This is a genomic window from Sphaerospermopsis aphanizomenoides BCCUSP55 (assembly GCF_001586785.1).
Classification (GTDB): domain Bacteria; phylum Cyanobacteriota; class Cyanobacteriia; order Cyanobacteriales; family Nostocaceae; genus Sphaerospermopsis_A; species Sphaerospermopsis_A aphanizomenoides_A.
This window is the reverse complement of record NZ_LUFH02000050.1, coordinates 1-24,520: the sequence shown is the minus strand read 5'-3', so window position 1 is coordinate 24,520 and position 24,520 is coordinate 1. Positions and strand designations below refer to the sequence as shown.

At 38.5% G+C, this 24,520-nt stretch carries 17 protein-coding genes and 1 pseudogene; 12 read left to right on the top strand and 6 right to left on the bottom strand.

Annotated elements, in window-relative coordinates:
- Nucleotides 1-8 precede the first annotated feature (8 nt).
- Nucleotides 9-5,933: a PAS domain S-box protein gene (locus A0J48_RS14135; protein ID WP_200324019.1), complete on the bottom strand. Its 5,925-nt coding sequence runs from the start codon at nt 5,931-5,933 to the stop codon at nt 9-11.
- Nucleotides 5,934-6,312: 379 nt separating this feature from the next.
- On the opposite strand from A0J48_RS14135, the gene A0J48_RS14130 reads away from it, so the two are divergent.
- Nucleotides 6,313-6,498, top strand: a complete 186-nt coding sequence (locus tag A0J48_RS14130; protein WP_200324017.1) for a hypothetical protein — start codon at nt 6,313-6,315, stop codon at nt 6,496-6,498.
- 248 nt (nt 6,499-6,746) lie between these two features.
- Nucleotides 6,747-8,105, top strand: coding sequence for a guanitoxin biosynthesis MATE family efflux transporter GntT (gene gntT, locus A0J48_RS14125; RefSeq protein ID WP_200324015.1), 1,359 nt, complete (start codon nt 6,747-6,749; stop codon nt 8,103-8,105).
- Nucleotides 8,106-8,318: 213 nt separating this feature from the next.
- Here the strand turns inward: gntT and A0J48_RS14120 are convergent, their stop codons facing one another.
- Nucleotides 8,319-8,798 (bottom strand): Spy/CpxP family protein refolding chaperone, encoded by a 480-nt coding sequence (locus tag A0J48_RS14120; RefSeq protein WP_200324013.1) that lies wholly within the window; start codon nt 8,796-8,798, stop codon nt 8,319-8,321.
- Between the two features lie 369 nt (nt 8,799-9,167).
- Here A0J48_RS14120 and A0J48_RS14115 point away from each other — a divergent pair, with 369 nt between their 5' ends.
- The 6 genes from A0J48_RS14115 to A0J48_RS14090 all read left to right on the top strand — a co-directional run bounded on the left by A0J48_RS14115 (nt 9,168) and on the right by A0J48_RS14090 (nt 14,762).
- Nucleotides 9,168-10,400, top strand: a complete 1,233-nt coding sequence (locus A0J48_RS14115; RefSeq protein WP_200324011.1) for a sensor histidine kinase — start codon at nt 9,168-9,170, stop codon at nt 10,398-10,400.
- A 243-nt stretch (nt 10,401-10,643) separates the two neighbouring features.
- Nucleotides 10,644-11,309 carry a response regulator gene (locus A0J48_RS14110; protein WP_200324009.1) on the top strand — a complete coding sequence of 222 codons (666 nt, stop codon included), beginning with the start codon at nt 10,644-10,646 and terminating at the stop codon, nt 11,307-11,309.
- 702 nt (nt 11,310-12,011) lie between these two features.
- Nucleotides 12,012-12,383, top strand: a complete 372-nt coding sequence (locus A0J48_RS14105) for a roadblock/LC7 domain-containing protein (protein WP_200324008.1) — start codon at nt 12,012-12,014, stop codon at nt 12,381-12,383.
- Between the two features lie 166 nt (nt 12,384-12,549).
- Entirely contained in the window at nt 12,550-13,089 is a 540-nt protein-coding gene (locus tag A0J48_RS14100; RefSeq protein WP_200324007.1) for a GTP-binding protein, read from the top strand.
- Between the two features lie 129 nt (nt 13,090-13,218).
- A complete protein-coding gene (locus A0J48_RS14095; protein WP_200324006.1) occupies nt 13,219-14,136 on the top strand; it encodes a DUF4388 domain-containing protein in 918 nt (305 codons plus the stop codon).
- A gap of 71 nt (nt 14,137-14,207) precedes the next feature.
- Nucleotides 14,208-14,762, top strand: coding sequence for a protoglobin domain-containing protein (locus A0J48_RS14090; RefSeq protein ID WP_200324005.1), 555 nt, complete (start codon nt 14,208-14,210; stop codon nt 14,760-14,762).
- Nucleotides 14,763-15,123: 361 nt separating this feature from the next.
- Here the strand turns inward: A0J48_RS14090 and A0J48_RS27025 are convergent, their stop codons facing one another.
- The 4 genes from A0J48_RS27025 to A0J48_RS14065 all read right to left on the bottom strand — a co-directional run bounded on the left by A0J48_RS27025 (nt 15,124) and on the right by A0J48_RS14065 (nt 22,486).
- A complete protein-coding gene (locus A0J48_RS27025) occupies nt 15,124-17,463 on the bottom strand; it encodes a GUN4 domain-containing protein (protein ID WP_234300920.1) in 2,340 nt (779 codons plus the stop codon).
- Between the two features lie 468 nt (nt 17,464-17,931).
- The gene (locus A0J48_RS14080) at nt 17,932-20,733 is read right to left on the bottom strand and encodes a GUN4 domain-containing protein (protein ID WP_200324004.1); all 2,802 of its coding nucleotides are present in this window, start codon (nt 20,731-20,733) and stop codon (nt 17,932-17,934) included.
- 204 nt (nt 20,734-20,937) lie between these two features.
- Nucleotides 20,938-21,441, bottom strand: coding sequence for a hypothetical protein (locus A0J48_RS14075; RefSeq protein WP_200324003.1), 504 nt, complete (start codon nt 21,439-21,441; stop codon nt 20,938-20,940).
- 616 nt (nt 21,442-22,057) lie between these two features.
- Nucleotides 22,058-22,486 (bottom strand): nucleoside deaminase, encoded by a 429-nt coding sequence (locus tag A0J48_RS14065; protein ID WP_200324001.1) that lies wholly within the window; start codon nt 22,484-22,486, stop codon nt 22,058-22,060.
- 90 nt (nt 22,487-22,576) lie between these two features.
- Here A0J48_RS14065 and A0J48_RS14060 point away from each other — a divergent pair, with 90 nt between their 5' ends.
- From A0J48_RS14060 to A0J48_RS14045, 4 genes and pseudogenes are all read left to right on the top strand, one after another.
- Nucleotides 22,577-23,377: a potassium channel family protein gene (locus A0J48_RS14060; protein ID WP_200324041.1), complete on the top strand. Its 801-nt coding sequence runs from the start codon at nt 22,577-22,579 to the stop codon at nt 23,375-23,377.
- A gap of 15 nt (nt 23,378-23,392) precedes the next feature.
- Nucleotides 23,393-23,521: pseudogene (locus A0J48_RS27460) on the top strand (ATP-binding protein); the annotation flags it as partial.
- A 52-nt stretch (nt 23,522-23,573) separates the two neighbouring features.
- A complete protein-coding gene (gene sipA / locus A0J48_RS14050; protein WP_200323999.1) occupies nt 23,574-23,792 on the top strand; it encodes a regulatory protein SipA in 219 nt (72 codons plus the stop codon).
- Nucleotides 23,793-23,907: 115 nt separating this feature from the next.
- Nucleotides 23,908-24,468: a peroxiredoxin gene (locus A0J48_RS14045; RefSeq protein ID WP_200323997.1), complete on the top strand. Its 561-nt coding sequence runs from the start codon at nt 23,908-23,910 to the stop codon at nt 24,466-24,468.
- Nucleotides 24,469-24,520: the final 52 nt, after the last annotated feature.

Below are 24,520 nucleotides of genomic sequence, written 5' to 3'. Positions count from 1 at the left end.
GATTTCTGTCACTTGTCACCTATGTTAAGATTTAATAATTTCTGAATTTTCTCTGCTAGAAATTTCAGTTTGACGGGTTTGGTTAAATATTCATTAGCTCCAGCAGCAATACATTTTTCTTGATCACCAGGCATTACTAAAGCAGTCAAGGCAATAATAGGGGTATGTATAAACTGCTGATTGGCGCGAATGAGTCGCATTGCTTCTAATCCATCTATACCAGGCATTTGAATATCCATAATAATTAAATTAGGGTGTTGTTGTTCAGTTAGAGTAACAGCTTCTTGACCATTTTTTGCTAAAATTAGCTTATATCCCCTTGCACTCAGATAACTAGATATCGTAGTAATATTAGCTTCATTGTCTTCTGCTAATAGAATCAAGGGTGAGGTAGCTGATTCAGCTGTTCCAGGACTGGGAGTAGCTGTAAGATCAATGATCAGCGCCGTTGTTCGGGAATTATCTTGCGGTTGGAGTTTATTTAATGTGGTACGAATTTGCTCACGGCTAATCGGTTTAACTAAATAATCAGCAGCCCCTAAAGATAATGCTTGCGATCGCTCATCAACTACAGAAATTACCACTACTGGAATATTTTGCGTTTGTGGATTGGTTTTCAGTTGTCGCAATACTTCCCATCCACAAAGGTTTGGTAACATAATATCCAAAATTATCAGTACGGGTAGGACGCGGATGGCTTCATCAATTGCTTGATCACCTCTTGTATAGATGAAGGTTTGCATATTTAGTTCACTCAAACATCTAGCCACTTGTTCTGCTGCTACCATTGAATCTTCAATGATTAACACTGGTGCGTTAGGGGTTTGGGTAATGCGTAGGAGTTGACTATTCGGGGATAATTGAGTATTTTCCTCACTGGACAATTTATCTATACAGGGTATGCAAGCTGTAAAACAGCTACCCTTATTTACTTCGCTCTTCACCGTGATGTAACCACAATGCAGGTCTACCAATCTCTTTACTAGAGCTAAACCCAATCCTGTACCATTGTGCTGACGGTTCAAACTGCTGTCAATTTGTACAAAAGGTTTAAACAGTTTATTTAAATCTTCTGGTGCAATACCAATTCCAGTATCAATCACTGAAAAGCAAATCCATTGATTTGGTAAGTAGTAATTGGTAATTGGTAATTGAGAAAGCTCCTCTCCCCCTGCTTCCCGCTGCCTGGGTTCTTGACTTTTCAGAGTCCCTATTTCTTGCCTGACAATTAACTTCACTTTACCACCACTGGGAGTGAATTTGACGGCGTTATTCAGTAAATTAATGAGAACTTGACGAATACGACGCTCATCTACAATCAAATCTGGTAGATGGGGCTGTATTTCCACAGAGATTTGAATATTTTTCTTCAATGCCTGTTGTCTAACAAATGTCACACTGGAATCACAAAGATAGCTACAAGCAACAGGAGAAAGTTGAATTTCTAGTTTACCAGCTTCAATTTTGGAAAGATCGAGAATATCGTTAATCAATTCCAATAGATGTTTGCCACTGCGTTCGATAGTGTTGATGGCACGTTTTTGGATGTCTCTCATTTCCCCAAACACGCCCTCTGTTAATCCTTCTGACATTCCCAAAATGGCATTGAGAGGGGTACGCAGTTCGTGGCTCATATTTGCTAAAAACTCATCTTTGAGACGAGTAGCGCGGGCTAGTTCAGCATTGGTTTGACGTAGTTCTGCTTCTATCTGTTTGCGTTCGGTGATTTCCAAAGCCGCCCCGATAATTTGTTTGGGACGGTTTTCAGCATCCCGGTTAAACACTGTATCGTGACTCAGAAACCAGTGCCAATTACCTTGATGATCGCGCATCCGATATTCTATTTCCCAGACATCTTTATCTGTTGCTGTTGCAAAACGGGCATGGTGTTCAGCAAGTTTCAATAGGTCATCAGGATGGGCAAATTGCCACAGTAATTCTGAACCTATGCTGTGCATTTCTTGGTCAGAATAACCTAATAATCCGCCCATTTCTCGGTTAATGTAAACATTACGGTTTTCCTGTAAATCATATATATAAATGATATCCGGGCTGGCTTCTGTGATTCTTTGGATTAAATACTGACTTTCTTTTAAAGCTAATTCAGCTTTTTTGCGATCAGTGATATCAAGTCCAGCACAGGTAATGCCCTCGATATTACCATTGCGATCGCGTAGGGGGTCAATTGTTAGCACGTAGCAATTAAAATTATCTTCCGTACCAATAATAATTTCTTCTCTCATGCCTTGACCTGTGATTAACACCTGACGTTTCCAAGTTTCCAATCTTTCGGCATCTTTGGCCAGGAACAGATCAGCATCAAACTTACCAACCACATCTTCTGCTTGATAACCCAAGGCCGGATTGTAAATCCAGGTGTAACGCAGGTCAAGGTCTTGGTTGAATACCACAATGGGAGAATTATGTAAAGCAATGCGGAAGCGTTGTTCACTGTATCGCAAGGCTTCTTCGGCACTACGTCGGCTGGTAATATCTTCATAAGTTCCCAGAATCCCAATAATATTGCCATCAGCATCCCGCAACGGTACTTTATTGGTTTCTATCCACATGATAGAACCATCCGGTTTATGAAAAGTTTCTTGGATATGCATTTGTGGTTGACCAGTTGTCATCACCAGGTGATCGCATTCCAGGTAGAAATCCACTTCTGCACGAGTTGCAGACATATCATAAGGATCTTGTCCGATAATTTCTTCTGGGGCTTGACCAACATCTTCAGCAAAGGTGCGGTTACAACCTCTTACCACTGATTGTCGATCTTTCCAAAACACACGCTGCGGTATGGTATCCAGCACCAATTGCAACATGGCCTGTGATTCTCGTAAGGCTTTGGTACGTTGCTCTACTCTAGCCTCTAGTTCCTCATTCAGCTGCTGTAATTCTTCCTCTGCTTCCTTGCGTTTGGTAATATCTTCAGCAAAACCAGCAATGCGGTAAATTTCTCCAGTATCATTCTGCACAGGAAAAGCGCGATCATGTATCCAACGCATCTGGCCATCAGGTTGAACAATGCGATATTCTTCATCATACTCACCTAATGCAGCCTTAACAAAAAAAGCTTGATTGATCCGTTCTCGATCATCTTCGTGAATAGCAATTAGCCAAGTTAGAGGTTCTTGGTAAATTCTTTCACGACTACGACCCCAAATTTTTTCATATTGTTGGCTGATAAAAATTATTTCTGACCCTTCTATATTGGTCATCCAAATCACTTCTGGCAAATTTTCTGCAATTTGCCGAAATCTTTCTTCACTATCTTTGAGGGCTATTTCTGCTTGCTTGCGTTCTTTCAGGGCGGCTTGTCTTTCGCTAATATCAACAAATGTGACTATTACTTGTTGCAAATCGCCATCATTGTTAAATTCTGGAAAAGCATTCACCAATAACCAAATCTGGGTTTTACTGTCAGGTCTATTCACCCCAACCACATAGTTAATCAGGGGTTTAAGTGTGGAAATCACCTGATTAATGGGGTATTCTGAAGGTGGCATTACTGTTTCATCTTCCCTCAAAAAATGCCAAGCGGAATCGAGATCAGTTTTACCCTCCATTTGTGAGCGAGTAAGTTCTAATAATTCGCACGCTTTAGCATTGCAGGTAATAATACTAGTATCAACTGCATGAACAATTAAACCCACAGGTAAATTTTCCACTAACAGTCGATATTTGGTTTCACTACGACGCAATAATTCTTCAGTTTCTTTGAGTTCAGTAATATCTGACAATGACATCAAAAAAGCCTGTTGACCTTGCCAGTCAATGGTAGCCGCTTGCATATTTACTATGCGTCTTTGTCCAGATGCTTGCAAAATTTCAATTTCTTCTATTTGATGGGTATCATAACGATATGGTAATGCAAAAGGCCAACCGCAGAGTATTTCTACATCTCGACCAAACATTCTTCCAGCGGCCGGGTTAACAAATACTATCATACCTTCACGATCCACAGTTACAAGACCACTGGCACTGGTTTCGACGATAGTTCGCAAGCGTTTTTCGCTGTCTTTTAATGCTTTTTCTACTTGTTTGCGTTGAGTAATATTCCGACAGCAATATAATATCGTACCTTCACCAATTTGTACTTGTTTGACATTGATTAAGACTGTATATGTTCTGCCATCTTTATCAAGAATATCACGTTCAATGTTAGCAATTTCACCAGATACAGCTAATTGTTGCGGGTCAAATAAATTTTGCCCCAGGAGAACTTGAATGTTTCCCATCAGAGCTATATCTGCTACTGAATAACCAAAGAGGATATTGATATTTGGGCAGATAAAAGTAAATTTACCCCCATCATCAGTAATAAATAAGGCATCAGAAATATTGCTGAGAGTGGTACGATAAAGCTCTTCCGATTCAGCTAAAGCGACTTCGGCTTTTTTGCGTTCTAGCAGTTCTTGCTGCACAAGGTGATAAAGTTCAGCTTGCTGAATAGTAATAGCAACATGATTAGAAAGCTGTTTGAGTAATTCTATTTCTTCTAGTTGCCAATTTCGGGGCGCATCATTTTGACAAGCCAACATCAATCCCCAAAGTTCTCCACTGACAACAATGGGAACTAATATCTTGGCTCTGATTTGCAAACCTACCAGTAATTGTTGATGACAAGGAGTGATAATATTGTTGTTAATGTCATCAACAACTTGAATTTTGCCATTGATATATTTTTCAACCCAATCTGATGTAAAACAAGGATCATTAACTCCTTCTCCTACCAAAGAGATCCATCCAGGTTTAACATTTTCAGAAATAACGATACCGTTACCATTGCCATGATATTGATAGATGAGGAGGCGATCACAATTTAAAAATTGTCTGACTTCCGTTGCGATCTCAGTCAGAGTTTCCTGCAAGTCTACTGATAATCTAATTCGACTGGTAATCCCACTCAACAGCCGTTCTCGTTGTGCCTGTTTCTGCAACTCTACTGTACGTTTTTGTACCTCTATCTCTAATTCTGCATTTCTAATTTGCAATAACTCCAGTTTTTCTACTTCTAACCGCGATACCTCCTGCTTGAGATTATCCACCAAACTATAAATATCCAGCGGATTCAAAGCTTGCAACAAAGTAGTTTGGGTGACAATCCCCAATAATTCTCCCTGTTTACCAGTAATTACCACCCGATTGATCCGTTTTGATTGCATCAGCATTAACACTGACCACAAAGATTTATCAGGAGACAAGGAAAAAACTGGACTACTCATCACTGTCTGCGCTTGAGTATGAGCCAAATCCAAAGCTAATGCCTGAAACTGGACAATATCGCGTTCAGTCATCACCCCTACAGGTATGAACAGAGAATTTTTCTCCTCGACAACTATCACTGAACTCACATTTTCTCTAGCCATTAACTTGGTGATTTCCAGCACTGAATTGTGTGGATAAGCTTTGACTATGCGAAGGCTCATGACTTCCGAAACTAGACGCAACTGCAATAAATCTACTGGTCGCAACAGTTGACGCAAGCTTTCATGGGTGAGCAGTCCTACTATTTCGCCATTATCATCTAGAATTGGTAAGTGACGAATTCTATGGCGTTGAAATAAATTCAGAGCTACAAAAATATCTGTCAACTCAGATTGACGGATAGTAATCACAGAGCAAGTCATCACCTCACCAACTGTCATTTCCTCAATCCTTTGTCCTTCAGCACTCAACCTCACCACATCTCGCTCGGTAAAAATACCTTTTAGTTGAGTACCTTCCATTATTAATACACAACTAGCCCGACAATCAGTCAAAAAATAACTTTTATCACCCCCATCTTCCGGCCATGAACAACTTCCCCGTGCGTTACTCATGAGAGTGATTACGTCACTTGCTAGTGTATCCGAAGTCACTGTCAGTGGCTGATCAGCAACTGCCTGTTGTAGATGATTGGGTTCTATCAGGGAGGAGAACAACATTAGTGACAATGTGGGGTGTAAGGTGTTGCGGTTAGACCAATTCGTAATTCGTAATTCGTAATTCGCAATTCAGAAATTCAGATTTTATATCAATTTACATATTCCCTACCCGTCTAAGGTAGGGATTCTGGGGTCAAACAGCAAATGCTCGCTCCCGCAAGTCTAACATCACCTCACCCCAGCAACATTTATCATCCAGTTGAGGTGTCTATTTCACTTGTTTTCGTATAGTTTAAACTTCAGTTTCTTCATACCATTAGACTAGATGAATGAGCATCAAATTCTACTCCAACATATTTTTGCAGAAATCAAACTCAAATAGTTGACACTCCCCTGGCTAAAGCCGTTCGCGCAAGCGTCTCGCCAGAGATGGGGATTCTTGGTTCACAGACTCGCCATTAGACGACAGGTTTGCACCCTTACGGGTTCGGCAGTCGCACCCTTACGGGAAGGCTTACGCCAACATGGGAGAAACCCCCAAGACCGCGCTGACTCACCAATCGCCCGTATTATTCTCGCACTTAGTGTGTACTGGATTCCACCTCCAACTAAGGCAACTATATAATTCAATCCGGTTCAGTTAAGCCCAAAACTCTTTTTTCAAACGTTAGCGGAGCTTGGCGTATGAATCCTACGTCGTCACACAGCACACACTTTTGTGCAAACGTACCGAGTCTGGGAACTTGTGTAAACAGGATATTAGGATTGCGAAATCTTAAGAATCCCCGTCTCTTTAGAGTCTTTAGAGCGGGGAGTGTCAATTTTGGAGAGTGATCATAAACTGAATTAGTCCCCATTTAGATCAAAAATACTATGCTTGATGCATTTTCAACTAGATACAATTTTTTACCCCGCTTTTCTCGGCTGGCGAGTGTGAGTGTCTTTTCTAACATGATGGTTCCTTTAGCGGGCTTGGTAGATATTGCCTTTCTGGGGCATTTGGCAGATATCCGTCACTTGGCTGGGGTCATTTTGGGAACTATTCTTTTTGACTATCTTTATCGGGTTTTAAAATTTATGCGGTCGAGTACCAATGCTCTGACTGCTCATGCAGCAGGACTTGATGATCCTAAAGCTGTGTTAGTGGCTGGGTTAAGAAGTGGTTTGATTGCCATAACAGTTAGTCTATTGATTCTACTATTGCAATACCCTATTCAGAAGTTTGGTTTTTTTCTATTGAGTGGTTCTCCAGAAATTGAAGCCTCTGGGGTGAATTATTTCTACGGACGCATTTGGGGCGCACCTGCTGTTTTATTGAATTTTGTGTTATTTGGTTGGTTTCTAGGACGGGAAAAAAATGGTGTAGTGTTGCTAATGTCAATCGTTGGCAATGGTTCTAATGTGTTGTTAGATTACCTCATGATTGTCAAATGGGGTTGGGAAAGTGCTGGAGCAGGTTTAGCAACTGCTTTAAGTCAGTATTTGGCACTAATAATAGGTTTAGTTGCGGCTGGTTTAAGTATAGAGTGGCAAGCGTTACCAGCGGCAGTTTCAGAAATGTTTGATTGGGTAGCACTCAAAGAAGCTTTTGCACTCAAAAGTAGCATTCTGATCCGATTTTTAGCCTTGGTTTCTGTCTATTCTATTTTCACTAATTTGAGTGCAATGATGGGAACAGATGTGTTGACAGAAAATGGTTTGTTACTTCAGATTGCTTTTTTGAGTCAATTCACAGTTCAAGGTGTGGGAATGACCACACAAACGCTGATTGGTAGCTTTAAAAGCAAGGGCAATAGAGAACAAATGATCCCATTGCTCACTGTTTCTATGATAGTTAGTTTGGCGATCGCATTATTTGTTGCTGTGGTGTCAATTCTTTTCCCTGAGCAAGTTTTTGGGCTGTTGACTAATCATCAAGATGTGAATGCCAATATTACTGGTTATACAATCTGGTTGCTACCTGTTTTAGTCATCACTGCGATCGCTTTCATTCTCGAAGGTTACTTTATCGGCTTAAAGGATGGTACAACTCTACGTAATGCCATATTACTGGCTTTTTTTGTGGGTTTTATCCCTCTGGCGATCGCTGCTTGGTATTTCCAAAACAACAATTTACTATGGGCAACTATTGTTTCTTATATGACAACTATTATGCTAATTTTGGCGTTAAAAGTACCACAAACTTTACATAATCAAGACTTAGAGAAGCAAAAATCTCTGGCTAATTCTTGATCACCGAAAACAGGTTGTAGGGTGTAGGGAAAAATCAAGTCAAAAGTCAAAAGTCAAAAGTCAAAAGTCAAAAGTCAAAAGTCAAAATTAAATAACTCTTTTCTCCCTGCCCCCCTGCCTCCCCTGCCTCTTACCTATTCCCTATTCCCTATTCCCTATTCCCTCTTCACTGTCACCTGTCACCTGTCACCTGTCACCTAAATTTTTGAATTTTTAATTGTTATTACCCTGCTGACGACGTGATTTAACATTCTGTTGCATTTGTTGGAGTTTTTGACGTTGTGCTGGAGTTAGGATAGCTTTTATTTGTTGTTTTGATGACTCCTTAATTGAGCGCATTTGGTTTTTTTGGGCTTCAGTTAAGTTTAAGGATGCAAAACCGTCTTTTTTCCATTTACCTTTACCTTCACCCTGTGAACCCTGATTTCGACGTTCTTGCATCGTCGCTTTTAACTGTTCTTTTTGTTCAGGTGTTAGAATTTTGTACATTTGTGTGAGACTATTGCGGCGAATTTTCTGCATTTCCGCTTTTTGTGCATCTGTTAGTCCCAAATTTTTCCAAGACCCTTTTTCTGATAACTCTTGACCTGGTTGATCTGAAGAAGAAGTTTGTTGTGCTTGCGCTACAAAGGGGGTTGCTGTTAAAGTTAGAGCAAAAGCAGCTGCTATAAGTGATAATGTCTTGCTTTTCATAAATTATGTTGTGTTGTTTCTGGTTGGATGTCACCATAATATGATTTTACCTTCACCAAGCACATGAGGAAAAAGTCATATTTATACCCATGACCTTGGTCATGATCTAAACTTGACTAGTATGCTGCACAATAAAGTAGTCATACCAATTCTTCATAGTGCCAGAACTTACGCAAAACAGAACGAAAGTGGCGGTAATTCATGAATTACTGCTACGTAATCATAGGGTTTTCAGCCACATCTTGCGTAAGTCCTAAGTGCCTCCGGTTGTCTTACAGCATCTGGATTTTTAGGTTTGATGCTGTTGCTGGACATTGGATAATTGGATCATACCTCAGCCAATTTTTAATTATTCTATTTCCTATTCCTATGTCCCGTCCTATCAAAATTAATAATCACCCATTTAGATTTCTCTTGTATTTAGAATGGCTATTACTGGCGTTTTCTGTATTAATGGTAATTTTACCCTCACCATCACCAAAATTTGCTGCACTGTTTCCAGAGTTAACTATCTGTAGTTTAGCTTTATTTGGTGTCATGGGTTTAAGATTACCCACAAGTAGTCAATTTTGGAAAATTATATATACAGCTACTGAAGTATTTCTAATTTTAATTACTGGCTTTTTCGGCGGGAGAACGGCTAGACTTTTTCCTTTTCTATATTTAATTTTGGTAACTCGTAGCTGTTTGATTTTTCAATTGCCCGGACGTTTAACAGTTACCATGTTATCATTTATTTTATTTTTAATGACCCTAAAAACACGCTTACCTCCTAACAAAATAGCACCAGTTTTACAAGAAAAATTTAGATTTTTCAGTTTTAGTTTAGCTGTGTTATTTGGGTTAAGTTTAATATTTGTTTTACTATTGATGAATGCTGTTTTATCAGAACGTCAGAGCCGAGAAAAACTGGCTGTCGCTAACGACAAACTGCGTCAATATGCTCTGAAAATCGAAAATCAAGCTACTTTAGAAGAACGCAACCGCATTGCTAGAGAAATTCATGATTCTTTGGGACATTCTCTCACTGCGTTAAATTTACAATTAGAAACTGCTCTCAAACTTTCTAAATCTGATATGCCTAGAGCTATGACATTCTTAGCAAGAGCTAAGGAACTTGGTTCTAAAGCATTACAAGATGTACGTTACTCTGTTTCTACCATGCGATCGCCAGAGGCTGGCATTTCGCCATCGCACCCTTTAGAATCACAATCTTTAGAACAGGCAATTGGTATCTTAGCAGACGATTTTCAACGCGCCAATGGGATTTTACCAAGTTGTCTCATCTCTCTAGAATATCCACTACCTACTGAAATGAGTATCCCCATTTACCGCATTATCCAAGAGTCATTTACCAATATTTCTAAATATGCCAAAGCATCATCTGTACAACTTGAATTAACCACAACAGATGGAGGTGTAAAGTTAATAGTCCAAGATAATGGTAGAGGTTTTAATGTTACTCAAAATACAACAGGTTTCGGTTTACAGAGTATGCGCTATCGCACATTAGGATTAGGAGGAGAATTTACAATTAACTCTGCTCAAGATGCTGGTTGTCAAATTATAGTTGATATTCCTTTAACTAGGTGGAAAACATAGAATTTCTATGTGAGTTGTCAACTAACTCATGAAGAAAATAGGAATAGAAAAAAGGATTTGTGTAAGCATTCAGCTATCAGTAATCAGCTAACAACATCAAGAGCAAAGATTTATAAGCATTAGTTTCAGGAAAGTTACACGCTCTTGATTTGTTCTCATTCTTTGTATTTCAGTCTTCAAAGCTGATAGCTGATAGCTAACGGCTAAATACTTACGGATTTGTAAATGATTTAGGATTGCTATATGATTAAAGTCTTACTTGTAGATGACCAAAGTTTAATTCGTCAAGGTTTAAGAGCATTATTAGAATTAGAAACAGATTTAGAAATAGTCGCAGAAGCAGAAAACGGTGAAATTGCCATTAACTTGGTGAAAGAATTACAACCAGATGTGGTATTAATGGATATCAGAATGCCCATCATGGATGGAGTGGCAGCGACAAAAACAATTCACACCAGGTTTCCAACTACAAAAGTACTAATCTTAACTACATTTGATGATGATGAATATGTCAAAGCCGCATTGCAACATGGGGCAATGGGTTATTTACTCAAAGATACACCCTCAGAAGAGTTAGCTGTTGCCATTCGCGCTGTTGATAAAGGATATTCTCAACTCAGTCCAGGAATTGTCAAAAAACTTTTGACTCAATTTCCACCCACATCATCCAACCCAGTACAGTCTATTCCACCGAGTTTATCGGAACTTACACCCAGAGAAAAAGAAGTTTTACAGTTAATTGCTACTGGTGCTAGTAACCGAGAAATCGCCCAGACACTCTACATTTCTGAAGGAACAGTGAAAAATCATGTTACTAACATATTAACTAGATTGAATCTCCGCGATCGCACTCAAGCTGCTATTCTGGCTAATACATATTCATCCTATTTAGCTAAATCAAAAAGGTAAGAATTCAGGAGTCAGGAGTCATATCATGTCCGGTTGAATACTTATCATTAAGACAGCAGGGGACAGGGAGCAGGGAGAAAAGAATTTTTGGATTTCTGCACAACCAGTTAAGTAAGTCGGTGTGAAAAAACAGAGGTATGTAACAAGATGTAAACTTGCTAAAAGTCCCTTCCCTCATGCAAGAGGCAAAAGGGTTTTAGAAGATTTAGGTGTACGGAGTTTTGTATGGCTACGCCACGCAAGCTATCAAAATTCAAATATTATTCCTATAGTTAATTTTTGTTAAGCTAAATATACGAAAACAGCTAAGTAAGTCGGCACGAAAACCAAGGTATGTAACAAAATGTAAAACTTCTAAAAACCTCTTCCCTCCTGCCTTCTGCCTTCTGCCTCCTGCCTTGCCATAACGACAATTTTTAACGCCTACCGACTTAAAATAGAGCCTATAACCAGCAAGCTATAAATGAGTATCCACTCATTATTAACTTAAATTATATTTAATATAATTAAAACTAAATCCAGTATTTTCACGGTGTGATATTGATTCTGACTTCAGGATAATTAAGTCAATAGGGAACTCAGGGTTAAGTATATATTTACATACCCCACTATTGATACAAAAAGAATAGGAAACATCAATATTGGAAAGCTAATTTTTTCCTTATTCACTTTGCAAATTTAAACCAGCGGAAAATAATTATTATGTCCATAAACACAGAAAAACTAAGCATGATTTTGCAAAACTTTGTAGCTTCGACAACAGATGTTCAAGGAGCAGCACTTGTTACCCCAGACGGTCTACCTTTAGCAGCAAGTTTACCCGGCGGCATGGACGAAGAAAGAGTATCAGCAATGTCAGCATCCATGCTTTCTTTAGGTGAAAGAATTGGGATTGAATTAGCTAGAGGTACAGTTGAGCGCATCTTTGTAGAAGGTAAAAAAGGCTTTGGTATCTTAACTGGTTGTGGTGAAGATGCAGTATTCCTAGTTTTAGCGAGTGAAACTGCTAAACAGGGTATATTAATGCTAGAAATTAAACGGGTATTGGCAGAATTAAAGCTGATTTTAATGTAAATGATTTCTCTCTTAGGTAACTCAATTCTCAGTTCCCTTGTAGAATAATACTGCTTAATCTAGGGAACTTTATACCTCTGATCAAAAAGCTATTCAGGGCATTTAGGAACTTACTCAAAACAGTGAATAATCAATCATTATTTGTTTATTTATGGAGTAAATAAACATGGAGATTATGCGCTTAATTGTCACAGGATCGGTAGGTGCAGGTAAATCCACCTTTATCCGTTCCATCAGTGAAATTGAAGTTGTAGATACAGATACCCGTGCCACCGATGAAACAGCATTGCTCAAACAAAGAACCACCGTTGCCTTTGACTTTGGCAGGTTGCAATTTGGTCCTGATATGGCTTTGCACCTTTATGGCACACCTGGACAATCTCGCTTTGATTTCATGTGGGATATATTGATTCGCAAAGCTCATGCCTACATTTTACTCATAGCTGCACACCGACCGAGAGAATTTCGTCATGCGCGTAAAATTCTCAACTTTATGCAAGAACGCGCCCAGATTCCCATGATTCTTGGTCTAACACATACTGATTGTCCTGGTGCATGGTCAGAGGAAGATGTGTACCTTGCCATTGGATACGTGAATGAAGCCGAAAGACCTCCTATGGTTAGAGTTAATCCCAATGCAGGAGATTCTGTAGCTGAGGCTGTCATTGCCCTAGTACAACATTTAATGGAAAGTTGTGCAGTTTAATTTATTTGATAAGTCTTCATTTTTAGGAATATTTCCTCAAGAAAATCAGAGTTTATTCAAGTTAATTTTCGATCACTACGTATGCTGGCTAGTTAAATATTTTAATGCTTTTATAATAGGAGATAAATTATGACTATTACTGGTAATTTTGCAGATTTTTCCTTACCTGAATTACTCCAGTTTTTAGATCAAGGAAAAAAAACAGGTATACTTTATATTGAATTTTTAGCCGCAGAAAATGATAAAAAGAAAAAGCAAGTTTATTACATCTGGTTGCATCAAGGTCGTGTGGTCAGTGCAGCTGATCGTTTAGACCAACAAGGCTTAACATTAATGATTGCTCAAAGGGGGTGGATCAGTGAGCGAGTAATTTCTAGAGTCACGCAAATTTCCTCTTGTTTTATTAACTCACCACTGGGATTATGCTTAAAATCTCAGGGATTAGTACAGCCAGAACAACTAAAACTACTATTTAATAGCCAAGTTCTGCGTCCAGTCTGTGCCTTATTTCAAGTCAAGGATGCCCTATTTAGATTTGAGCCAACATCAACATTGCCTTTAGGGGAAATGACAGGTCTGAGTATGTCTGCAACTGAGGTCATCTTAATTGGCCTGCGTGCGCTAAAAGATTGGACAGCTTTGGAAGAAAAACTCCCAGATCCAACTTCAGGTTTGTCAGGATTGATGCTCAAACAACCCAAGGTACAGCTAAATCCTCAAGAATGGCAAGTATGGGAATTTGTTAACGGACAAGTTTCTCTACAACACATTGCTAATCAACTCAGTATACCCATAACAATTATTCAACAAATTGCTTTCCGATTAATTGTAGTTGGTTTGGCAGAAGAGTATTTTATGGTTGCATCTGCACCCACATTTACTTTAGAAGATCCTCTTTCTACTCCTGCTCCCACAATTACTTTTCCAGAACCAGTACAGGAAACCGTACCTGCAACTAAAACCACAGAAAAGCCAACAGAAAAACCCGCTGTTAGTCAATCATTCCTGAAAAATTTAGTTGGTTTTCTCCGCAGTAAAACTGCTTAATTTTAAAAAGTAATTTTGGTGTTCACAGGGAAGATACATAGTAAACAATAAACAATAAAAAAGGACTAGTTATGACTGTAGAACCTAGCGTTTTTATGCAAACGATGGAAAGAAGAATTGGTTTAACTTCTGAAGATAAATCTGTTCTTAACTCCCACGCAGATTGGGGGCTAGAAAGCGCATCCATCATGGCTGATCACTTCTATGCTTATTTAGGACGCGATGAAGAAATGAATGCCATTTTAAATAAAACTGAGGGAAGAATTCATCGTTTACATGAAACTTTTATTCAATGGTTTCATCAAATGTTTACAGGCATAGATGATTGGGGTCAAGCTTACGCTGATTGTCGTTGGCATATTGGACTTGTCCATGTCAAAATTGGCATAGGCCCTCAGCACGTAGTTCCAGCAATGGCAGTTGTTGTGCATGAAGTTGGTAAAAAGTTGAAACTTGATGGCAAACCAGAGGCATTGCAAGAAGCATTAGGTAGAATTTGTATGATTGATTTAGCTTTTATTGAACAGGCTTATGTAGAAGTTTCTTCATCTGCTGTGTTACGAGAAACTGGCTGGTCAGAAGCATTATTCAAACGTCTCATTGCTACTGGTGCATCTAGTATGTAATAGTAAGTCTACTCAAAGACTGAATCATTAAGGCAGCACAGGTCCAGGGGCAAAGGAGCAGAAGATTAGGCGTTAGCGATGGCTAAACGCTGCTGCAAGCAGATCACTTTTCTCAGAATGAGGAGAGCGATCGCTTTATCATCAAAGATGAACATCTTTTCTTTGTCAGTGTGCTGCAACCGATTTTTTAGGCTGCGATCGGTAAGATAGAATCGCCATAAAATCGTAAATTACAAGATATCGAAAAAATTTCAACATCACAAAAATCCTGACATTCAAAAAATACCAAACTCAAACTAACATCCTGTAAATCCTTAAATCCTGGACATCCTGATTCAGACTTACTAATTTTCTGTAACCTTTAAATGTTACAGCTTACAAGTCTCGACGCGAGAGAAGAAAAATTGTCAGAGTTTCCGGGAGGCAGCAAGAAAAAATCAAACTGACCTTTCCACACAATCTCTATCCCCGCTGGGAGATGCCCTGAAGGCGCGGATGTGTCAAAAGTTACTTCAGAGTAAATTATCCATCCTCTTATCCATCCTCCCTTTCTCCATCCCACACGATCACATAAGTCTTCGTAGTTTTTGTCAACATTTTCCCAAATGCGTTTTTGCACACTAAAACCAAAACGCCCATTACTGTGTTTTACCCACAACTTGTCAATGGTACAGAGGTCTTCACAGGGAAAATCATCAATATCTTCTACCCTTAACCAATCTTCTTTTTCCCGCTTCGTAACCGCTAACATAACCCTTTTTGTTTCCTCGTCTGCTTCTTTCCAGCGTCCTGCTTTGAGTAAATCCCGCAATTTCCTGTAGTCCATTCCACAAGATGATTTTAATTGTATCTCTGCGGTTTGTTGTTGTTGTTTTTCTTGCTCTAAACGCTGACGTTGTTGTTCTGCTTGTCGTTTAGCCTGAGTAGCGGCTTGTTCTTGTTGCTGTCTTCTTACTTCAACAATCATTTGACTAGCATCAGGATGTCCAGAACTTTGAGCTTGTTCAAAATCAGCAATCGAACGCTCATAGTTACCATTTTGTAAATGATATATTCCCCGATTATAGAAATCATCAGCTATAGTTTTTTGTTGTGCTTCCACAATCATACGACTAGCATCAGGATGTCTATAACGTTGAGCTTCTTTAAAATCAGCAATGGAACGCTCATAATTACCATTTTGTAAATGATATATCCCGCCATTATAGAAATCATCAGCTTTCTTCTGAAGTTCTGCTATCTTTCTTAATAAATCATCTACTTCTATAACTTCTTCTGTATCCCCTACTTTGGCTAAACATTTTTGTAACTTCTCAAAATATTCTCTATCTTGAGATGTTAAATAACACCTGATAACCGCTAATAAACCATTTAAGAACCAATCACTACTTAGTGTCATACTGGTTCTTCCTCGCAAATAGAGCCAATATCTAACAGAATAATTTAACTGTTCCCTAGCCCAATATTCATCAGGTAAATAACTTAAACTATGAGCTAAATCTAAAACTAATTCAGGAATCCAAGCAGAACGATCATTTTCAAAAGATTGATAAACTCCTTGATAACCTGATACAATTGTGTCTATTATTTGCCTTTCTAATCCATCTTCAATAAACTTAGGTAATAACTGGGGTAATAATGGTGTCACATCATGATAAATCAGATAATGAATATCAATTATCCAGCCCGCAAATAGAGTATGAACAGTAATCAAAAACTGACAAAGAGCGTCAAAATCTTTGTTATTTAATTTGTAACGACGCGGTAAATTGCTAATATCAATATCAAAATTTTTGAGTTGTTCTTCCTCTTCTAATATCTCTAAATTGTGGGTATCAGGCTCGTTAATTGCTTTAGGATTCTTTCCCTGTTGAATTAGCATATCTCGCGCTGATTTCCACTTTCTCGCTCGTGCCTTAGCTGAATCATACATAATGTCCATATAAGGTAATCGAGCCAGTACAGTTTCATATCTGTAAATAGTTTGTCCATACCCCCAATAAGCTATCCGAAAATTAAGATAATCTCCTTCAATTTCTGATTCTAAAATTAAAAGAGGCTCAGACTTTAGCATTTTAAAAAGCACTTGGATACTAGAACCACCATGATATTTATTACTATCCCAAGCTCCATCTAATAATTGCACAGGTCTAATTTGACTATTTAGATGATAGTTTTTATCTAAAAATAGTCGTAAACCTTGAGCTAAAGTATTCTCCATTTTGGGTAAACCTTGAGTTGCACTGCCAAATTTATCAAAGTTTACTTCTGGAGGAGCAATAATTACTTTCAAAGGAGGGCGATTATTATGAATGTGAGAATCGAGAATTAAAGACGGAACAATTCTCAGCGGCCAATGTTCAAATATTTTATTAACTTCTGGTAATGCAAGGGCTGTTTCTCGCTGTTTAGCTGCTACTTCTAATTGAGTTTCACGGGTAAACTCTGCTAACTCTAGTTGTAGTTGTTTTTGTCTGTCAAATTGTTCTAACTCAGATGCTTTTTTTAGTTCGTTTCTAAGCTGCTCTAATTTTAATTGTGTTTCCTGACTTTTATCGGCTAATTTTAATTGAGTATCCCGATTAATCAAACTTGCCACTACTGTACAGCCACCAGAAATTAAGCTGGAAAAAATAGATATATCTGTCATAGGTGATTTTTCTGGTTGATTTGGTTGTGTTGGAATTGGTAAATCTGACATATAGTAAGGTTATAAGTATCATTATTTGTCAGAATCAGGATATCCAGGATTTAAGGATGTACAGGATGTTTATTTTGGTTCAGATTTTTTGGATTTAAGCATATTTTTAATTTGAGAATTTTTGGAGATTATTTATCATTGAGATTAATGCTCTCATCAGTCCATGCTTTAAATACAAAACTCACATTCTGTAAATCCTGATTCTGACAATTAAAATTCTAACTCATGAAAATTTCTAAAAATCAATCTTCAATAAATCACACTAAACTAACATCCTGTAAATCCTTAAATCCTGGACATCCTGATTCAGACTTAATAATTTTCTGTAACCTTTAAATGTTACAGTTATCAAGTCTCGCCGCCAGAGAAGAAACCCCAATAACTGCTAAATAGGCAAAATATGGGTCATCTGTATTACCACCTACCCTACTGCGATCGCACTAATCCATCCTACGCGATCGGCTCATATTATAGTCTGAAGAAGAGAAAATGGTAACCACAACAAAACCCGCTCTCACTACTACCACCACCCTTCCACCATCTATACCCATACGGGAGATGTCCTTTGCTACTAAGTACTATTTCAAATGAAAGATCATCATATAGCTTCCAGTCATTACCTATAACCCATCCATTACTTATACCCAAAAAACCTTTTTTCTTCCATCCCACTTCTTGACCAAATTTACACACCAGATCATAATCGTATCCATATCCTCTACCACCCATTTTAGTAAAGATTTCTTTCTGCACACTAAAACCAAAATGTCCATTACTATATGTGACCCACAGTTGGTCAATAATTTTCAATTCATCTTTGGGGAAATTTTTACAACCATCTATATCTAAATAACCTTGAATTTCTCTACTCATAATTTTCAACATAATATTGGCAGTTTCTTGATCTGCTTCTTTCCACTTCTCCGCAGCAAGTAAATCTTGCAGTTTTCTATAGTCCATCCCTACGGCTGACTTTAGTGATACCAAAGAACTCGCGGCTGGTTTAATTTCCTGCTGTTTTTGAGCTTGTAATTTAGTCTGCGCCGCAGCTTGTTGTTCTTGTTGTCGTTTTTCTTGTTCTAAACGCTGACGTTCCGCTTCTGCTTGTTGTTTAGCTAAAACCGCTTTATCCTGCTGCTTTCTCACTTCCACAATCATTCGACTAGCATCAGAATGTCCATAACTTTGAGCTTGTTCAAAATCAGCAATGGAACGCTCATAATTACCATTTTCTAAATGATAAATGCCGCCGTTATAGAAATCATCAGCTTTTTTCTGACGCTCCCTTTCTTCAATTTTTTGTTGTGCTTCAACAATCATTTGACTAGCATCAAGATGTCCATAACTTTGAGCTTGTTCAAAATCAGCAATGGAACGCTCATAATTACCATTTTCTAAATGATAAATGCCACCATTGTAGAAATCATCAGCTTCTTTCTGACGTTCCGCTTCTGCTGCTTGAAGTTTCAGTGCCTCTTCTCTAATATGCGCCTGTAAGTGTAAAACCATTTCCCGCCGTTCAGCAGCTTTACCATAACCTAAAGCGATCGCTCTCTCAAAATCCTCACAAGCTGCTTGATAATCCCGCCGCTTGAAAAAATCTTCACCCCGCCGATAATAAGCACCTCCCATATCAACTTTGTCAGTAATCCCCACTAATTGCCAAACCTGATAAAGAGAATCAAAATAGGACTCATCCTCTGGCTGGGAAACCTCTGCTAACAAAGGAATAACGGGTGTAGAGATATCCCAGTCCACACCGCGATAGGACAACCAAGCTTTGAGAGCAGCATTAATCTGAGCCATACCAGTATCACGGCTAGAGAGTTTGAGCAAACAAGCTGCTAACTCTAACCTTAACTCTGGTTCCCAGTCAGGAATATCATTGATTAAACCCTGATATAACTCCTGATAAGTTCTCACACTTGTATCAATAAACTGTTGCTTCACAGCCTCACTCATCCCTGAAAGCAACTCAGGTAATAACTCAGGTAATTTTGGCTGCTGACGGCATTCAGGACTAGCATCCAGCAGAAAATATTCATCTGTAACCCACCCAGCGATCGCACAATGACAGAGAGCAACAAAACGCTTCAATTCATCCCAATCTCTCGGTGCAAGATTGTAATTCCGAACTAACTCCCGAATATCTTCACCACGTTCAAGCCAACGCCGTTCCCGTTCCAGAATCGCTCGGTTATCTTGGTATTTACGCACAAACTCTTCACCATATTCCTTAACCCATTCCGCCTCGCTACTCCCTTCCTGATCGCGACTGCGAAACCAAGCCTCAGTTCGTTCTTTGACAAAACCATAGAGAACTTCCAACCAGGAAAAACTCATCAAGGTTTTGTAGCGTTCTTTAATATGCCCTAAACCCCAATAAGCAAAGCTAATTGATAAATTTTCCCCTTCTAAAGCTGACTCTAAAATTAGCGTCGGTTCACTCTTTAAACCCAAGAAAATTTGCCTTGCAGCCGCTTCACTATTAAATTGTTTACTCGTCCATGCTCCAGCCAAATAATCAATCTGGTGATGCCCACGGCGAGCGAAGCTATCGCTAGTTTGGTATTTTTGAAAAAATTTTCGTAATTCTTCTTGCAGATATTTTTCCATCGGTGGAAAGCCTTTAGTATCCGTGCTTTCCTTGCTGCGATCGTATTTTAATACAGGAGGCGAAAAGAACACATTTAACGGCAAAATACCCGCATTATTTCCTCTTTTCAGTAAATCCCCAGCCACCAACCATATCGGCGAGCTATTTTGACGCTTTTGTTCCTCCACAACATTAATCGCAGTTTGGCGATCGTATTTCCGCAATTCCGTTGCTAGGTCAATATCCTGCTGTTTAAGTTCTAGCTGAAGTTGTCGTTGTTGCTCAAAAAAATACTGCTGTAAATCTGCTCGAAATACCTCAATCTTTTCACTAAAAGCGCGACTCAGTTCACCTTGTTGAGATTGAAATTCTTGATTTAATTCAGCCAATTTAAGTTGCAAATTTCGATTCAGCAAATTTTCTTGAGCTTGAAACTCACGATTTAATTCAGCCAATTCAGTTTGAAATACAAAACCATCTTGCTGCTGTACCTTTTGAGCTAGTAGCCGCAAAATTTCTATCCGTTCTTGAGTTTTGATTCTCTCTTGCTCACGAATGGCGATTTCTTGATGCTGAGAAGCTTGCATTTCCCTGGATTTTTCTGCATTTCTGCTATTCACAAACCCATTAACCAAAGACGTAGTAATACCAGCTATTAAAAAAGTCGGTTCCATTATATTCCTTTAATGAAATCTAAATGATTTATATAACTGTGTACAAGTTATTTCTCAAAAGCTTATTGTAGCTATAGATGGCTTGAGGACTTACGCAAGATGTAGCTGAAACCCTTATTCTTATGTAGGGGTAATTCATGAATTACCCCTACTTTCGTTCTGTTGTGCGTAAGTCCTGGGTTTATCTCTACAAACTCATCTAAATTATTGATTCAAATTTTCAGCCGCTTTTTGATGGTAATAGTCCGCCTCTTGTTGCAATGAATCAGCCATATCAAAAGACCCATCATTTGCCCAATCTGCGGCTCTATCATTGAAATGTTTTGCCCAAGATTCATTATAAGCCGCTTCCGCATAATCTGGTGTCGCCTCACGAGGTATCACCTCAGCATGAAAATTGCTTGTGGATAAATGGCTTTCAAAACTAGGCGTTTCGATATAAACAGAATTGTGCAAATTATCAAAGTTCGACTGGAAATCAGCACCAGAAAAAGAAACGCAATCAGAATGTAGAATAGTGCTTGAATGCAAATCGTTTAAAAAATCGTGAGAATGTTGGTCAAGTCCCTGAGAGATTGATTCAACATGACTGGAATAACTTGAGTTTAAATCGTGATTGAGATCACTGAAATTCTGCGCTGCATGATCAATAACCGCATCTGGGAAATGATGATTACTGACGATTTCCCCATGATTTAATGCGTCCATCTGATTAACCCTTTAGTTAGTAAAATATAGTATAAAATAATTATAGCTGCCATTATTGAGTTCAACTATAGGAATCTTAATTAAATATTTCTCAGTATACTGAGTTCAACCTTTGATGTGAAGGTACTTCCAGGGTTGAAATTGTTCAAGGCTTGGCAATTTTTTACAGAAAGCTAAGTTGCTCGAAAAGATGCGGCACAACTAGCTTTCCACTCTTCAGATTGATTTTACAATAACTTAAAACCGAAGTTATTCAGAGTCTCGCGCAAATACTGACATCCTTTGAGATAATCTAAAGTAGCAACTCTCTCGGCTGAATGCTGTTACCAATCAACAGCAACATTCATTTTTTGTTCAGTGTAAAACTGTTTCATAATCTCATTGTAATGAGCGATCGCTTCATCTGTGTGAGGAATAATGTTCATGTCCTACTTGATAGCGACGAAAACCAATATCCATCACACAGTTTTAAATGCTATACCACATCGAAATTACCTTTTTCTAGGTAACAATGGCTGTGGTTAAAACTCTTGTCTGTCATTAATATTACCATCTACCATCATTGATGCCCGAATTTCAGAAATAAATTGAAGCGGTTCTTTTTAATTGTCAATTATCAATGGGTAAACAATTGTAGACATTCCTTTCTTAAAATTCCTTTTGTTACCTTGATATTTCTAAATGATTTAGCGATAACCTCTTCACAAGATATATTAATTTGCGCTTGATTTATGGAAATTAAATCTGCAATGGAAGCACCATAGATAATTTCTGATATACCAGTCCATACACAAGCAGTAGCACACATGGGACAAGGTTCACCAGTGGTATAGATAGAATAACCTTGCAAAGAAGGGTTTTTTAGTTGAGCAGTTAACTTGCGAATGACATTAATTTCTGCATGAGCCGATGGATCACTGTCTTGGCTGACGGTATTATAAGCTGCTGCAACTACTTGATCATCTTTAACGATGACAGATCCATAAGGTGCATCTCCTTTTTTTGCTTGTTCTACGGCTAGACGCATAAAATATTCTTGGTTCATATTGACAGTAAAATTTAGTAGTATAGTTTCTCATAATAGCTGATTTTGGCTGTTTTCCCAGTGAATGAATGATTTTATGTTAGTCCTATGATATTACTCAACCGATCAAAAATAGAATTCTATCTAACGGATATAGAAACACCTATAGGTAAAGCAATTAATTTAATAATTGCCGCCTTAGTTTTAGTTTCATCAGGAATTTTTGTGGCAGAAACCTATAATATTTCTGATGATGCTCGCTTAGAATTACGAGCTTTAGATAACTGCATATTAATAATTTTTATCGTAGAATACTTGCTACGCTTATGGAGTGCAGAAGATAAAATTAAGTATATAGTCAGCTTTTATTCAATTATTGACTTATTCTCAATCTTACCCTATTTTATTGGGTTAGTAGATATTAGATTTATTCGCTTGTTACGATGGTTGAGAATTTTACGGTTAATTAGGTTTATAGATGAAGAATTTTTATTAGGGGCTGTTAGCAGTGAAGACGGCGTAATTTTTGCCAGGATATTATTTACATTATTTACAATCATCTTTTTTTATTCTGGGTTAATTTATCAGGTTGAACATCCAGTTAATCCAGAAAAATTCGCCACTTTTTTAGATGCTTTTTATTTTTCAGTGGTGACAATGACCACTGTGGGATTTGGTGATGTGATACCCATTTCTGAACTAGGGCGTTTACTTACAGTTTTAATGATTTTAACAGGAGTAGCCTTGATTCCTTGGCAAGTGGGGGATTTAATTAAACGGTTGGTGAAGACAGCAAATCAGGTGGAAACAGTGTGTTCTGGTTGCGGTTTAGCTTTTCATGATGCAGATGCAGAATTTTGTAAACGGTGTGGTACTAAATTACCAGTGAGAAAGTTTGATCGAGATATATAATATTCTGGGTCAGGAGTAGGACTAGCGATTGTGCAGAAGGGTATTGAACGCATGAAAGGAAAGGTGGGAGTTAATTCTCAACCCGGAAAGGGAAGCCAGTTCTGGATAGAACTACCAGCAGTCAGCCTTTTTCTTATAAAATGAGGCTAATCCCTGTTAAAAATTACAAATCCTGAAACTTTCTTCATATTCCAAAATGTCTCCAGAATTCCCTATAGGTAGTAAAGTCCGTGTTATCGCCTTACCACCCTACATCAAAACCGCTGACCCTATGCCCATGCTGCGCCCTGCTGATGTCATCAGTATGGGTGAAGAAGGTATAGTTCTTGACCGTCGTCCTGGAGGTTATTGGGGTGTACGCTTTACCAGAGGTGCTTTCCTCATAGATAGTCAATACATTGAAAGTGCAGATTGAAAGGGGAGAAGAGGCAAAAGTTGTTAATTTTCTGACCCTTACACCCTGTTTTCTCTCAGAATAGCAGCAATCAAAAATGTTAACTTGTGTGAAGTGATCATTTTCGTTTGCAACTATGATTTCTCGTCGCACTTTTATCAGCATTTTATTTGCCGGTTGTTTTGCCATTCTTAGTTGGTTAAACTTTACTCCCACAGTTTATGCTTTGGGTGGTAAATTACCTACAATTAACCAACCTGCACCTGATTTTACTTTACCCACCAACACAGGAGATGGAAAAATTTCCCTTTCTGATTTACGTGGTAAATGGGTAGTTTTGTATTTTTATCCCAAAGATTTCACTTCTGGCTGTACTATTGAAGCGCGGCGTTTCCAACAAGACTTACCCAAATATTTAAATAGAAATACACAAATTATTGGTGTAAGTGCAGATGATATTGATTCCCACGCCGAATTTTGTGATTCTGAAGGTTTAAAGTTCCCCCTATTAGCTGATACCAATGGTGCTGTGAGCAAGGTTTATGGTTCTTGGATTGGCTATGTATCTATGCGCCACAGTTTTATCATTGATCCTCAAGGTATTCTCCGCGAAACTTTTGTGAAAGTAAATCCCAATCTTCACAGTACAGAAGTTTTAACACGACTGGAAAATTTGCAGTCAGAAGAGAGGGTGTAAGGGTGTAGGGTGTAGGGTGTGGGGTGTGGGGTGTGGGGTGTAGGTTAAGAAT

Bases quoted from the DNA above. Each gene is read 5' to 3' on its own strand.
- A0J48_RS14100 (WP_200324007.1), top strand. From the start codon at position 12,550: ATGGAGATTATGCGCTTAATTGTCACAGGATCGGTAGGTGCAGGTAAA.
- A0J48_RS14065 (WP_200324001.1), bottom strand. From the start codon at position 22,486: ATGAACCAAGAATATTTTATGCGTCTAGCCGTAGAACAAGCAAAAAAA.
- A0J48_RS27025 (WP_234300920.1), bottom strand. From the start codon at position 17,463: ATGTCAGATTTACCAATTCCAACACAACCAAATCAACCAGAAAAATCA.
- A0J48_RS14075 (WP_200324003.1), bottom strand. From the start codon at position 21,441: ATGGACGCATTAAATCATGGGGAAATCGTCAGTAATCATCATTTCCCA.
- A0J48_RS14105 (WP_200324008.1), top strand. From the start codon at position 12,012: ATGTCCATAAACACAGAAAAACTAAGCATGATTTTGCAAAACTTTGTA.
- A0J48_RS14120 (WP_200324013.1), bottom strand. From the start codon at position 8,798: ATGAAAAGCAAGACATTATCACTTATAGCAGCTGCTTTTGCTCTAACT.
- A0J48_RS14135 (WP_200324019.1), bottom strand. From the start codon at position 5,933: ATGTTGTTCTCCTCCCTGATAGAACCCAATCATCTACAACAGGCAGTT.
- A0J48_RS14110 (WP_200324009.1), top strand. From the start codon at position 10,644: ATGATTAAAGTCTTACTTGTAGATGACCAAAGTTTAATTCGTCAAGGT.
- A0J48_RS14045 (WP_200323997.1), top strand. From the start codon at position 23,908: ATGATTTCTCGTCGCACTTTTATCAGCATTTTATTTGCCGGTTGTTTT.
- A0J48_RS14115 (WP_200324011.1), top strand. From the start codon at position 9,168: ATGTCCCGTCCTATCAAAATTAATAATCACCCATTTAGATTTCTCTTG.
- A0J48_RS14090 (WP_200324005.1), top strand. From the start codon at position 14,208: ATGACTGTAGAACCTAGCGTTTTTATGCAAACGATGGAAAGAAGAATT.
- gntT (WP_200324015.1), top strand. From the start codon at position 6,747: ATGCTTGATGCATTTTCAACTAGATACAATTTTTTACCCCGCTTTTCT.
- A0J48_RS14080 (WP_200324004.1), bottom strand. From the start codon at position 20,733: ATGGAACCGACTTTTTTAATAGCTGGTATTACTACGTCTTTGGTTAAT.
- sipA (WP_200323999.1), top strand. From the start codon at position 23,574: ATGTCTCCAGAATTCCCTATAGGTAGTAAAGTCCGTGTTATCGCCTTA.
- A0J48_RS14095 (WP_200324006.1), top strand. From the start codon at position 13,219: ATGACTATTACTGGTAATTTTGCAGATTTTTCCTTACCTGAATTACTC.